We start from the raw sequence: 12,435 nt of genomic DNA on the forward strand, positions 1-12,435 counted from the left end.
TACCCTCGACTCCGTGCCCGAACCCCACGACCACGTTCAGCCGCTGCCGGAACACCACGCTCCGCTCGCTCCCGAGCTGCCGCTGACCGACTCGACCGCCGACGAAGCGCTCGATCTGAAGACGCAGCTGGTGCGGTTCGTGATCACCGGAGGGCTGTCGGCCATCGTCGACTACGGCCTGTATGTGCTGCTCATGGCGCTCGGTGTCACCCGTGATCTTGCGAAGGCGCTGTCCTTCATCGCGGGTACCACCACCGCATACCTCATCAATCGGCGCTGGACCTTCCAGGCGCCGCCGAGCCGGTTGCGGTTCGCCGCTGTTGTGATCTTGTACGCGGTGACGTTCGCAGCCCAGGTCGGGATCAACAGGGTGCTCAACGAGTCGCTCGGTGACGATTGGTGGGTCACCCCGTTTGCCTTCGTCGTCGCCCAGGGCGTGGCGACGGTGATCAACTTCGTCGTGCAGAGGGTCGTGATCTTCCGGATCCGCTGAACATTTGGTGTTCTCGACGGCGTATATCGCTGTTGAGAACACCAAAGCTTCGGTGCGGTGGAACCGGGTGGGGCCGGGCTGCGTCGAACCGGGTATGCCACGTCAACGAATTCACGTGCTCATGGCCCGACAGGACGGCGTCATCATCCGCGACCAGGCGGTCGGGTGCGGGCTGAGCATCGCGACAATCGACCACTATGTACGGGCCGGAGAGTGGCGGTCACTTGCGCCCGGTGTGTATCTGCGCGCGGACCGGGAACAGACGCCGGCCGCCTGCCTGTGCGCAGCGGTGTACGGCGCCGGCGAGGGAGCGACGGCATGGGGGCCGAGCGCTGCGTGGTGGCACGGACTCCTCGATCGCGCACCGAAACGGCAGTACGTCACCGTGCCGCACCGTCGTGCGATCAAAGCGCCTCACGGCGTGAAGTTGCGACGACGAGACCTACTGCCTGAGGACGTGACGTCGGTGCGTCGTCTCCAGGTCACGGGGTTGCCGCTCGCCGTGGTCGAGGCAGCTGTCGAACTGGACAACGGATCGGTCTTCATGGACAGGGCGCTGCAACGGCACACCACACTGGGGTTGTTGGAGCGTGCCCATCGACGTAACCCCGGGCGACATGGGTCGCGGGCCGCCGAGCGTCTCCTCTGTACTGCGCGCAGCGGCGGACACTCCGAGGCAGAGCGAATCCTCTACAGCCTCTTGAAGGCCGCAGGTCTCACCGGATGGCGACCGCACGTGAAGAGTCATGGTTTCGAGATCGACGTGGCGTTCGAGGCGCAGCGCGTCGCCATCGAGATCGACGGATGGGCATGGCACCGAGACGCCGCGCGACACCGGCGTGATGCAGAGCGCCAGAACATACTGGTCAACGCAGGCTGGCACGTACTTCGCTTCACATGGCACGCGCTCGCCCACGACCCGGACGAGGTGATTTGCCATATCCGTCGGGCACTGGCCCGCTGAACTTTGGTGTTCTCGACGGCGTATATCGCTGTTGAGAACACCAAAGTTCGGGTCACACCCGCGGCAACCGTCCCGCAGCATGCGCTTCGGCGAGTGAGGGCGCTGCCCGGTCCTTGGGAGAGAGTTCGTACTCGAGCACACGCCCGCCCGGCCCGACCGTCGGCCATTCGATCCCGATGGCCGGATCCAGCGGGTGAACCTCGTGCTCACGTTCGGGGGCATAGCCCGTCGAGCACAGATACATCACCGTCGAATGGTCCTCCAACGCCAGGAACCCGTGCCCCAACCCCTCTGACAAGAAGATCGCACGACGATCGACGGTGTCGAGCAGCACCGAATCCCACTGCCCGAACGTCGGCGACCCCACACGAAGGTCGACGACGACGTCGAGCACCGACCCCGACGCGCACGTCACGTATTTTGCTTGCCCCGGCGGCGCATCCGCGTAATGGATTCCGCGCAGCACTCCCGCGGCCGACACCGAGCAATTGGCCTGCGCGAGATCGAGTTCCCGGTCGGTCGCTTCGATAAAGCTGGACTGCTTGAACCATTCGAGGAACACGCCGCGGTCGTCGCCGAACTGCTTCGGGGTGATCTCCCATGCGCCCGCGATCTTCAGTTCTCGGTACTGCATTTCCTCAGGAGTCCTTTCCCCTTGCGACCAGATCCAGCAGGTAGGTGCCGTAACCCGACTTCACCAGAGGGTGTGCCAAGGCTGCCAATTCGTCGTCGGTGATGAATCCGCGTCGCCACGCAACCTCCTCGGGCACTCCGATCTTCAAGCCCTGACGCTGTTCGATGGTGCGCACGAAGTTCGACGCGTCGAGCAGGGAATCGAAGGTGCCGGTATCGAGCCACGCGGTGCCGCGGGGCAGCACCTCGACCTGAAGTCTGCCGGTCTCGAGATATGCGCGGTTGATGTCGGTGATTTCGTATTCGCCTCGCGCGGAAGGTTTCAGCGACCGCGCGATCTCGACGACGTCGTTGTCGTAGAAATACAGTCCCGGTACCGCGTAGTGCGATTTGGGATCGGCCGGTTTCTCCTCCAGCGACAGTGCGCGACCATCGGAATCGAACTCGATCACCCCGTAGGCCGACGGGTCCGAGACCCGGTACGCGAAGACGGCACCGCCGTCGAGATCGTCGAACCGTTTGAGCTGTGTGCCGAGCCGCGGCCCGTAGAACATGTTGTCGCCCAATACCAGAGACACGGTCTCACCGCCGATGTGATCGGCGCCCAGAACGAACGCTTGTGCCAGTCCGTCGGGCTCGTCCTGGACCGCGTAGGTGATGTCGATGCCGAACTGCGACCCGTCTCCGAGTAGATGCCGGAATTGGCCGGCGTCGTGCGGGGTGGTGATCAGAAGGATGTCGCGGATTCCAGCGAGCATCAAGGTCGAAAGCGGGTAGTAGATCATCGGCTTGTCGTAGACGGGAGTGAGCTGCTTGCTGATCCCCAGGGTGATGGGGTGCAGCCGCGAACCGGTCCCGCCGGCAAGGATGATTCCGCGCATGCCGGTCAGTGTCCCATGGGTAGGGTTGGCGTAATGAAGCTGCTCGTCACCGGCGGCGCCGGATTCATCGGCGCGAACTTCGTCCACCAGACCGTGGCCGACCGACCCGACGTCGAGATCACCGTCCTCGACAAGCTCACCTACGCGGGCAACCTCGAGTCCCTCGAACCCGTGACAGACGCGATCACCTTCGTCCACGGCGACGTCGCCGACACCGGGCTGGTCGACAAACTCGTCACCGACACCGACCTCGTGGTGCACTTCGCCGCCGAATCCCACAACGACAACTCGCTGGCCGACCCCTCGCCGTTCGTGCAGACCAACCTCCTCGGCACATTCGCCCTGCTCGAAGCCGTCCGCAAGCACGACGTGCGCTATCACCACATCTCCACCGACGAGGTGTACGGCGACCTCGCACTCGATGATCCGGCGAAGTTCACCGAGGACACGCCCTACAACCCGTCGAGTCCGTACTCGTCGACCAAGGCAGGCTCCGACCTGCTCGTCCGCGCCTGGGTGCGTTCGTTCGGTATTCGCGCGACCCTCTCGAACTGCTCGAACAACTACGGGCCGTACCAGCATGTGGAGAAGTTCATTCCCCGTCAGATCACCAACGTGCTCACCGGGGTGCGGCCCAAGCTGTACGGCACCGGCACGAATGTGCGCGACTGGATCCACGTCGACGACCACAACCGTGCGGTGTGGACGATCATCGACAAGGGTGTCATCGGTGAGACCTATCTCATAGGCGCAGATGGTGAAACGGACAATCGCACGGTCGTCGAGACCGTCCTCGAACTGTGCGGGAAAGACCCTGCCGGCTTCGATTTCGTTCCCGACCGCCCTGGCCACGACCTGCGTTACGCGATCGACGCGACCCGGCTGAAGACCGAACTCGGGTGGGAGCCTGTGTACAGGGATTTCCGATCCGGCCTGCACGCGACCATCGAGTGGTACCGCGCGAACGAGAAGTGGTGGCGTCCGCACAAGAGCGCGACCGAGGCCGTCTACCGCCGAACGGAACGCGCACTCGACGAGTGAGGGCGGTGCCCGTCAGGACGCAAAAGGTGCATTTCCCGCGATCCTCACCAATCGGTCGCAACTCTCACGTGATCGGCGAATGGCAGCGTTCCCGCTGATAATGTCGCATCCGGACCAACAGGATCGAGGAGATCGGGGAGTTACTCGATGGAGCAGGCACCTGCCGGCGACACGACAACTGACGGAAGCAACGTCGACGCGCTGGAGGAGGCCCTCATCGAGCCCGCACGTCGTGATCGGCTGATCGTTCAACGCGGACTGTTCGGGTCGCTCTCGCCGCGCGTACCCGAGAAGATGTACGTGGTCACCAAGGGCGACGCAGCCGCCGACCGGCACGGGCTCCAGCTCGCCGAGGGCGCGACCGCCCACACCAACACCTACTTCGGCCGGTTCGCCGCGACCTTCTGGCAACGGTGGACCGATGTGAAGACGGTGAACCTGCAGCTCACCTATGCCTCCTCGGGCAGTGCGACCTTCACGGTGTCGGCATCCGACGCTCGCGGTCGCGAGCGCGTCGTCACCACCTCGAAAGTATCGGGTTCGGGCGACCTCGATCTCGAACTTCCCATCGAGCGGTTCGTCGACGGCGGCGCGATGTGGTTCTCCGTGGAGTCCGGCAACGGCTCGCTGCTCATCTCCGACGCGCGCTGGACCGTCGCCGCTCCCGAGCACCTGCGACCGGCCGCCGTCGTCATCTGCACATTCAACCGCGCCGACGACTGCACCGTCACCGTCGGCACTCTCGCTTCCGACGACGACGCGATGTCCGATATCGACGCGGTATGCATCGTCGACCAGGGCACCGACCAGGTGCGTTCGCGTCCCTCGTTCGCGGAGGTCGAAGAGAAGCTCGGCAAGAAGCTGATCTACCTCACGCAGCCGAACCTCGGTGGCGCGGGCGGATTCTCCCGCGGCATGTACGAGATCACCGGCTCTCCGAACTCGGCGCACGCCAACGTGATCGTCATGGACGACGACATTCTGTGCGAGCCGGAATCCGTGCTGCGACTCAACGCGTTCGCGAACATGACGGTGCAGCCCACGATCGTCGGCGCCCAGATGCTGTCGCTGAGCAACCCGCAGATCCTGCATGTCAGTGCCGAGCGTGAGGTGCTCGACGAGATCACTGCGGGTGAGCTCACCCCCGGTGCGAAGATGGGCATCGATCTCATCAAGAAGAAGCAGGATCCCCGCTTCGACGCAGGCTGGAACGGCTGGTGGACGTGCCTGCTGCCCGCCGAGATCATCGCCGAGTGTGGCCTGCCGATTCCGCTGTTCTTCCAGTGGGACGACATCGAGTACGGGATCCGAGCCCGCTTCGCCGGGCATCCCACCGTCACGCTGCCCAACGCGGGTGTGTGGCACGCCGATTTCCACCTCAAGGACTACGACGACTGGGCGCGGTACTTCAGCATCCGCAACGGTCTCGTCGTATCGGCGCTGTACGGCCGGTTCGACGGCAACGACATCTCGAAGTATCTGTTCCGCAAGATCAGCGAGCTGATCGTGTCGATGCAGTACGGCTTGGCCGCGACCTTCATCAAGGCCGCCGAGGACTTCCTCGCGGGGCCCGACTTCCTCTACGACGGAGGGCAGTCTGTGCTGAAGGAGCTGCGCGAACTGCGCGACCGCTATCCCGAGACGAAGCCGCTGCCGGCGTCGCAGGTAGGCAAGGAATCGGATCCGCATACCCAGATGAAGGTGTGGGACTTCGAGCCCGACAAGAAGCGTGAGGGGCTCGTCCTCGTGAAGCGTGCGGTGCAGCAGTTCCGGGGTAAGGTCGACCGCCGTCAGGTCACAGTGCCTGCGCACTTCGCGAATTGGTGGCACGTGTCGTTGTTCGACACCGCCGTGGTCACCGACGCGTCGCAGAACGCGGTGCGGGTGCGCCGCCGCGACAAGGACACCGCCGTCGCACTCGCGAAGCATGCCGCGAAGGTGTGCTGGCAGCTCCGCAAGGAAGCGCCGCAGATGAAGAAGACGTGGCACGACGCCATGCCCAAGCTGACCAGCCGTGAGAATTGGGCGCGCCTCTACGGCATCGGCGAGTAGTAGCACGTGAGGGCATGGCCGCTTCCCCTGATCGTCGGGGGAGCGGCCGTGTTCGTAGGTGCGGCTTTTTCGTGGGTTCCGTCGTTCTGGTGGGACGAGGCCGCCACCGTCTCGGCGGCGAATCGTCCCCTCGGGGCGCTCCTCGAACTGCACGCCCAGCGCGATGCTGTGCACGGGCTGCACAACCTGCTTCTGCACTGGTGGTTCTCGCTGGCGGGAATCAGTGAGTTCACCGCCCGGATCCCAGGTGCGGTGGCGCTCGGGGTCGGCGCGGCCGCAATCACCGCGACCGGACACAAGCTCGGCGGGCCACGAGTCGCTGTCGCGTCGGGTGTGTTGTTCGCGATCACACCGCGGGTGACGTGGGCAGCAACCGAAGCGCGCTCCTATGCTTTCGCGATCGCAGGGGCAGCGCTGTTGACCCTGCTGCTGGTGAAGGCCCTGACCGCGGGCCACACACGCTGGTGGGTGGCGTACGCCCTGCTGGCTGCGGTTTCGACGGTGCTGTTCGTCTACTCCGCGACAGTGGTCCTCGCGCACGCGGTGACAGTCCTGCTGCTCTCGCGTGACCGTGTGAGGTTCGCCGTCGCAGCGGTAGCCGGAGCGGCGCTGTCGGCGCCGTTCATGGTGCTGGCGTCGACCCAGATCCAGCAGGTGTCGTGGATCCCGCCGCTCGACGCCACTGTGGTGCGCACGATCCTGGTCGACCAGTGGTTCCCGCAAGCACCGTGGGCGGCGGCACTGTGCGCGGTGATCGTCGTCGCGGGTGGGGTCGTTGCGGTGCGGGCGGGCGTGACACCGGGGGAGCGGATGCTGCTGGCGGTGGCGCTCCCCGGATTCGCCGTACCGATGACGGTGCTGCTCGTGGGTTCGCTGGTGTCGCGCAATCTGTATCTCGACCGGTACCTGTCGTTCACGGTGCCTGCGATGGTGCTGCTGGTGGGCTGGGCGCTGGCTCGGGTCGCGACTCGGTGGTGGACGCTGCTCGTCGTGTTCGTCGCGCTGGCTGTGGCAGTGTCACCGGCCTACATCGCGCAGCGTCAGCCGTTCGGGAAGGCAGGTGGGATGGATTACAGCGCGGTCGCCGACCGGCTCATCGAGGTGTCGGAGGCAGGCGACTGCGTCGCATTCGAGCCGACCATCTCGTGGGCACCGACCTCCCCGCGAGCGGTCATGGATGCGCGGCCGGATTCGGTGGTGGGTCTCGATGATGTCGGGCTGGGGCGCAGCGCGGCCGAGCGAACTCAACTGTGGTCGAGTGATGCGGCGCCATCCGAATCGGCCGTTCGTGCGGCCGCCCGGTGCACGGTGCTGTGGGTGATCGCGGATCGTGAGCGCGATACCCCCTGGAAGCTGTGGCATCCCAACAATGTGTGGTGGCGATTCGAGCCGTATCGATTCACCGACACGGAGACCTTCCACGAACTGGCCGCGGCGGGATTCGAGATCACCGACCGCGACGTGGTCCACCGGTTGCAGCTGATCAGGCTGCAGCTCGGTCAGACCCAGTAGGCGACGCGTGCGCGGTAGTTGCGCATCGCGAGCAGGGCGAGTCCCCAGCCGAGCACGGTGATCACGAGGACGATGACCCAGTGGTAGAGCTGCTGGTCGCCGCCGAGCAGCGGGGTGCGGACGATATCGAGGAAGTGATAGAGGGGATTGATCTCGGCGATCTTTGCCCGGCCCTCGTTGCCCGTGCCGACGAGGGTCTGCTCGGTCCAGATGATCGGCGTCATGAAGAACAGCAACTGGACGATGCTGCCGAGCAACGGTGAGATGTCGCGGTAGCGGGTAGAGAGGATGCCGAATACCAACGACACCCACACCGCATTGATGGCGATCAACGCCAGCGCCGGGATCGCCGCGATGGCGGTCCAATGCAGCGGCTGCGGAAAGACGATGAGAATGCCCACGTAGATGACGATGTTGTGCGCGAACAAGATCATCTGTCGCCACACCAGGCGATACACGTGCACGCTCAGCGGCGTCGGCAACTGTTTGATCAGGCCCTCATTGGACATGAACACGTCGGCGCCCTCGAGGATCGAACCGCTGATCAGGTTCCAGATGATGAAGCCGAGGGCCACATACGGCAGGAACGTGGGTACGTCGAGGTTGAACAATGTGCCGTACAGCACGCCCATCGCGATCGCGGAGACGCCCGTCGCAATGGTGATCCAGAACGGGCCGAGCACCGAGCGCCGGTACCTCTGTTTGATGTCCTGCCATCCGAGGTGGAACCACAGCTCACGATGCGCGAACCCATCGCGGAGGTCCTCGAATGCACGCTTGAATGTGCGGGAGGACGATTCGATCGGCTCGTCATCGACGGTGAGGGCATCAGACACGGGTCCCGAGCCTACCCGCGCTGAAATGACGTCTGTTCGGTGTGGTGGTCGGCGGCTCCGTCCAGGAGCGTCGCGAGTGTCCGGAGTCCGCGCTCGGTGTCAGCGGGATCGGCGTGACTGAAGTTCAGCCGCATGGTGCCGAGCTGTGGACGGTCGGGGAAGAACTCCTCGCCAGGCATGAACGCCACGCCGCGATCGATTGCCGTGTGGAGAAGCGTTCGGGTGTCGAGTGGCCGTGTGAGGCGGAGCCAGAAGAACAGCCCGCCTGCGGGGGCCTGCCACTCGGCGAGCCCGCCGAGGTGACGGCGTAGTGCATCGTCGAAGACGTCGCGGCGCTTTCGGTAGAACGACGCGAGGTCGTCGAGGCGTCGCGCCCAGCTCGGGTCGGTGACGGCGCTCAGCACGAGTCGCTGCGACAAGGTGGAGCTGTGCAGGTCGACAGCCTGCTTGAGCATCACCAGATGCGGGAACAGATCCTCGGACGCTGCGAGGAACCCGAGGCGAAGTCCGGGTGCGAATGTCTTGGAGAACGAACCCTGATACACCCATGATCCGCCGCCCATGCGGGCCGCGACGGGCACTCGGTCGCACGGTTCGTACGTGAGCTCGCGGTACGGGTCGTCCTCGAACAGCGTTGTGCCGCTGTCCAGGCAGGCGCGGGCGAGGCTGTCACGCTCGTCGCGTGTCGCGCACCTTCCGGTGGGGTTCGCGAAGGTAGGCACGACGTAGGCGAGGTGCGCGGTCGGTGCGCGGTCCCAGTCGAGGTTTGTGAAGTCGGCGCCGTAGAGGCGGAAGACCTGCAGTGCCGCGAGGTAGGTGGGGGATTCGACGGCCACGGGCGTGCCGGGATCGATGAACAGCTTCGAGACGAGGTCGATGCCCTGCTGACTGCCGGACAGGATCATCACGCGCTCGGTGGGTGCGTCGAGGCCGAGCGCGCGTAGTTGCTCGGACACGGCGGCCCGCAGTTCCGGGTCGCCTTCGCTCGGTCCGTACTGGAGTAGGGCGGGGTCGTCGGAGTGGGCCAGGTGCGGAAGGGTTTCCGATGCGGGGAGCCCGCCCGCGAACGACACCATGCCCGGCCGGTCGATGACGGAGAGAATTTCGCGGATCGGTGATGGGCGAAGCGAAGCGATGCGTTGGGAGAGCATGGGCGATTCCCATCAAATAGGTCAATGTTGTTGACGTACTCTAGGGCATGAGTGAGAATAAGGTCAACGTGTTTGACCCAAATCGTGAGGCGGAGTTGAGAGAGGCGATCGAAGATTTCTTCTTCGGTTACCGAGCCTTCACCGCGCTACCCGATCGACTACTCGCTGAACGCGGACTCGGCCGGACGCACCACCGCATCCTGCACTTCGTCCGCCGCGACGACGGGCTGTCGATAGGCGAACTCCTCGACATCCTCGGTATCACCAAGCAGGCACTGCACCGGCCCATCAAGGACCTCGAAGGGCAGGGGCTGATCGCCATCGCACCCGATGTGAACGACCGGCGTGTCCGTCGGCTCACGATCACCGACGACGGACGCACCCTCGAAGCCAAGCTGACCGCTGCGCAGATGCGCCTTCTCGACGACGTGTTCCGTCAGGCAGGAAGCGGTGCGGAAACGTCGTGGCGGGCGGTGATGGAGTTGCTGCGCGCAGACCCTCTCGATCAGGACGCTCGAGCACTCTCGACATTCACGACAACTGCTGCGCACGCACCGATCTCGGGGGGATAGTAAGTCATCGACCCGCGCGGTCGACGAAGCTCTGCATGCAAGGAGTACTGGTTGACCGACGCAGAACCGCCGCATCCGAGAATCGAACGCAGCCAATTCGGAGTACCCGAACGACGCAGGGAGCCTGCGCTCGAAGATCTGCCCCCGATCTCCAGCACCGAGTTGAGCAAGGGGCCGACCGAGCTCGCCGAACACCGGGGACCCCGCGTCAATTGGCGCGTCTTCGTCATCTCGGCTGCCGTCGTCCTGGCGTTCTCCATCTGGGCCATGGTGATGCCCGATCAGGCCAAGGAGACCATGCACACGGTCGTGACGTGGATCGCGACCAATGTGGGCTGGTTCTACGTCGTCACGGTCACTCTGGTCATCATCTTCGTGCTCTGGGTTGCGCTTTCGAAGGAGGGCAGCGTCAGGCTCGGACCTGATCACTCGCGTCCCCAGTACAAGCTGTTCACCTGGGTGGCGATGCTCTTCGCTGCCGGCGTGGGCATCGACATGCTTTTCTACTCCGTCACCGGACCGATCAGCCAGTTCATCGCCCCACCGGCGGCGAGCCCGGAGTCTGCGGAGGCGATCCAGGACGCCGTGGTCTGGACGATGTTCCACTACGGCATCGCCGGCTGGTCCATGTACGCGCTACTCGGTATGGCAATGGGCTATTTCGCTTATCGCTGGGGGATGCCGTTGTCCATCCGCGCTGCGCTCTATCCCCTGCTGGGTAAGCGGGTGCGAGGAGTGACGGGTGACGTCATCGACATCTTCGCACTCGTCGGCACCGTCTTCGGTGTCGCGACGTCGATGGGCATCGGTGTCGTCCTGCTCAACGTCGGGTTTTCGACCATGTTCGGTCTCCCGGAAGGCCTCGCGCTGCAGATCGCGCTGGTGCTGGTTGCTGTGCTCATGACCGTCGCTGCGTGCACCTCGGGCGTGGACAAGGGCATCCGTCTGATCTCCGAGCTCAACCTGTGGTCGGCGGGCGCGATGATGCTGTACATCCTCGTCACCGGTAAGACTTCGTTCCTGCTCAATGCCATGGTCGAGAACATCGGCCGCTTCGTGTTCACCCTTCCCGAGCGGACCCTTCAGACGTTTGCCTACGAGAATGACGGTTCGGCGTGGATGGCCAGTTGGACCCTGTTCTTCTGGGCGTTCTGGCTCGCGTGGGGACCTTTCGTCGGCCTCTTCCTTGCCAGGATCTCCCGCGGCCGCACGCTGCGCGAGTTCGTCATCGCCGCGATCACCGCGCCCGTGCTCTGCGACTTCTTCATCGTGTCGATCTTCGGCAACAGTGCCATGCGCGAAGTCCTCGACGGCAATGACGAATTCGCGGAGCTGGCCGTCGAGAGTCCGGAACACGGTTGGTACAGCCTACTGGAGATGTTCCCGGGGGCGCCTTTCCTGATCGGTCTGGCCACGCTGTCCGGACTGCTCTTCTATCTCACCAGCGCCAACTCCGGCGCCATGGTGATGTCGAACTTCTCGTCGTCGATCCCCGACCCCGCCGTCGATGGCGCGAAGTGGCTGCGGATCTTCTGGGCCCTGGTCACCGCGGTTCTCACGATCGCCATGCTCGTCGCAGGAGGGGTGACGACCATGGAGTACGCAACCCTCATCTTCGCGCTGCCGGTCACGATCATCGCGTACCTGGTGATGGCCTCCTTCTCGAAGGTGCTGCGGATGGAACGTGCCGAGCGCGAAGGCCACATGCTGCGCCGAAGGACGATGGCTGTGCACGGCGGGCAGACACCGGAGAAGACCTGGCGACAACGGTTGGGCAGTTTGAGGTCGTACCCGTCGAACAAGGTGGTGGCCCAGTTCTCGACCCGGGTGATCGAGCCGGCCCTACGGGAAGTGGCCGACGAGTTCGGCAAACTCGGTTACGAGGCCGGCCTGACCACCACTCCCGACGCGAACACCGGTATCGACGCGCACACACTCGTCGTCAACATGGACGAGCATCGAGATTTCCACTATCAGGTGGCCGGTGTCGAGGCTCCTGTGCCGACCTTCGGCGGACGCAGCATGTCCAGGCAGATCGACGTCTACTACCGGCTCGAGGTGTTCACCCAGACCGGGTCGGAGGGCTACGACCTGATGGGACTCACCAAACAACAGGTCATCAACGACGTCCTCGACCGCTACGAGGCCCACCTCGGCTTCCTCAGCTACTCGGCCGAACACGACTATGCATCGAAGCTGACGCCACCCACGGTCCCCGCTATCGAGGGAACTCCGTCGATACCCGTCACCGCCGACGACGTCGAGCGCATCGATGACGACAAACCCGGCGAATAACGTCG

11 protein-coding genes are annotated in these 12,435 nt (G+C 64.5%); 7 read left to right on the forward strand and 4 right to left on the reverse strand.

Annotated elements, in window-relative coordinates; all coding sequences use genetic code 11:
* The first annotated feature begins 13 nt into the window (after positions 1–13).
* Both ACSYG9_RS11485 and ACSYG9_RS11490 read left to right on the forward strand, forming a co-directional pair.
* The gene (locus ACSYG9_RS11485; RefSeq protein WP_440127269.1) at positions 14–493 is read left to right on the forward strand and encodes a GtrA family protein; all 480 of its coding nucleotides are present in this window, start codon (positions 14–16) and stop codon (positions 491–493) included.
* Between the two features lie 121 nt (positions 494–614).
* Positions 615–1,457 carry a DUF559 domain-containing protein gene (locus ACSYG9_RS11490; RefSeq protein WP_454842530.1) on the forward strand — a complete coding sequence of 281 codons (843 nt, stop codon included), beginning with the start codon at positions 615–617 and terminating at the stop codon, positions 1,455–1,457.
* Positions 1,458–1,509: 52 nt separating this feature from the next.
* Here the strand turns inward: ACSYG9_RS11490 and ACSYG9_RS11495 are convergent, their stop codons facing one another.
* A complete protein-coding gene (locus ACSYG9_RS11495; protein WP_440127271.1) occupies positions 1,510–2,091 on the reverse strand; it encodes a dTDP-4-dehydrorhamnose 3,5-epimerase family protein in 582 nt (193 codons plus the stop codon).
* A gap of 4 nt (positions 2,092–2,095) precedes the next feature.
* Positions 2,096–2,971, reverse strand: a complete 876-nt coding sequence (rfbA, locus tag ACSYG9_RS11500; protein ID WP_454842533.1) for a glucose-1-phosphate thymidylyltransferase RfbA — start codon at positions 2,969–2,971, stop codon at positions 2,096–2,098.
* A 33-nt stretch (positions 2,972–3,004) separates the two neighbouring features.
* On the opposite strand from rfbA, the gene rfbB reads away from it, so the two are divergent.
* From rfbB to ACSYG9_RS11515, 3 genes are all read left to right on the forward strand, one after another.
* A complete protein-coding gene (rfbB, locus tag ACSYG9_RS11505; RefSeq protein WP_454842535.1) occupies positions 3,005–4,012 on the forward strand; it encodes a dTDP-glucose 4,6-dehydratase in 1,008 nt (335 codons plus the stop codon).
* Positions 4,013–4,159: 147 nt separating this feature from the next.
* Positions 4,160–6,064, forward strand: a complete 1,905-nt coding sequence (locus ACSYG9_RS11510) for a glycosyltransferase (RefSeq protein ID WP_454842536.1) — start codon at positions 4,160–4,162, stop codon at positions 6,062–6,064.
* Positions 6,065–6,070: 6 nt separating this feature from the next.
* Positions 6,071–7,576, forward strand: coding sequence for a glycosyltransferase family 39 protein (locus tag ACSYG9_RS11515; protein ID WP_454842537.1), 1,506 nt, complete (start codon positions 6,071–6,073; stop codon positions 7,574–7,576).
* Here the strand turns inward: ACSYG9_RS11515 and wzm are convergent.
* On the reverse strand, positions 7,564–8,412 hold the full coding sequence (gene wzm / locus ACSYG9_RS11520) for a galactan export ABC transporter permease subunit Wzm/RfbD (protein WP_440127276.1): 849 nt from the start codon (positions 8,410–8,412) through the stop codon (positions 7,564–7,566). The genes ACSYG9_RS11515 and wzm overlap by 13 nt on opposite strands.
* A gap of 11 nt (positions 8,413–8,423) precedes the next feature.
* Positions 8,424–9,563: an aminotransferase-like domain-containing protein gene (locus tag ACSYG9_RS11525; RefSeq protein WP_454842539.1), complete on the reverse strand. Its 1,140-nt coding sequence runs from the start codon at positions 9,561–9,563 to the stop codon at positions 8,424–8,426.
* Between the two features lie 47 nt (positions 9,564–9,610).
* Between ACSYG9_RS11525 and ACSYG9_RS11530 the strand changes: the two genes are divergently transcribed.
* Together ACSYG9_RS11530 and betT are read left to right on the forward strand one after the other, a co-directional pair.
* Positions 9,611–10,135, forward strand: a complete 525-nt coding sequence (locus tag ACSYG9_RS11530) for a MarR family winged helix-turn-helix transcriptional regulator (RefSeq protein ID WP_454842540.1) — start codon at positions 9,611–9,613, stop codon at positions 10,133–10,135.
* Positions 10,136–10,186: 51 nt separating this feature from the next.
* Positions 10,187–12,430 (forward strand): choline BCCT transporter BetT, encoded by a 2,244-nt coding sequence (gene betT / locus ACSYG9_RS11535; RefSeq protein WP_454842542.1) that lies wholly within the window; start codon positions 10,187–10,189, stop codon positions 12,428–12,430.
* The last annotated feature ends 5 nt before the right edge of the window (positions 12,431–12,435 follow it).

The sequence above is a fragment of the Rhodococcus sp. SJ-2 genome, from assembly GCF_053750035.1.

Bases quoted from the DNA above. Each gene is read 5' to 3' on its own strand.
- ACSYG9_RS11490 (WP_454842530.1), top strand. From the start codon at position 615: ATGGCCCGACAGGACGGCGTCATCATCCGCGACCAGGCGGTCGGGTGC.
- ACSYG9_RS11495 (WP_440127271.1), bottom strand. From the start codon at position 2,091: ATGCAGTACCGAGAACTGAAGATCGCGGGCGCATGGGAGATCACCCCG.
- rfbA (WP_454842533.1), bottom strand. From the start codon at position 2,971: ATGCGCGGAATCATCCTTGCCGGCGGGACCGGTTCGCGGCTGCACCCC.
- rfbB (WP_454842535.1), top strand. From the start codon at position 3,005: ATGAAGCTGCTCGTCACCGGCGGCGCCGGATTCATCGGCGCGAACTTC.
- ACSYG9_RS11510 (WP_454842536.1), top strand. From the start codon at position 4,160: ATGGAGCAGGCACCTGCCGGCGACACGACAACTGACGGAAGCAACGTC.
- ACSYG9_RS11525 (WP_454842539.1), bottom strand. From the start codon at position 9,563: ATGCTCTCCCAACGCATCGCTTCGCTTCGCCCATCACCGATCCGCGAA.
- ACSYG9_RS11530 (WP_454842540.1), top strand. From the start codon at position 9,611: ATGAGTGAGAATAAGGTCAACGTGTTTGACCCAAATCGTGAGGCGGAG.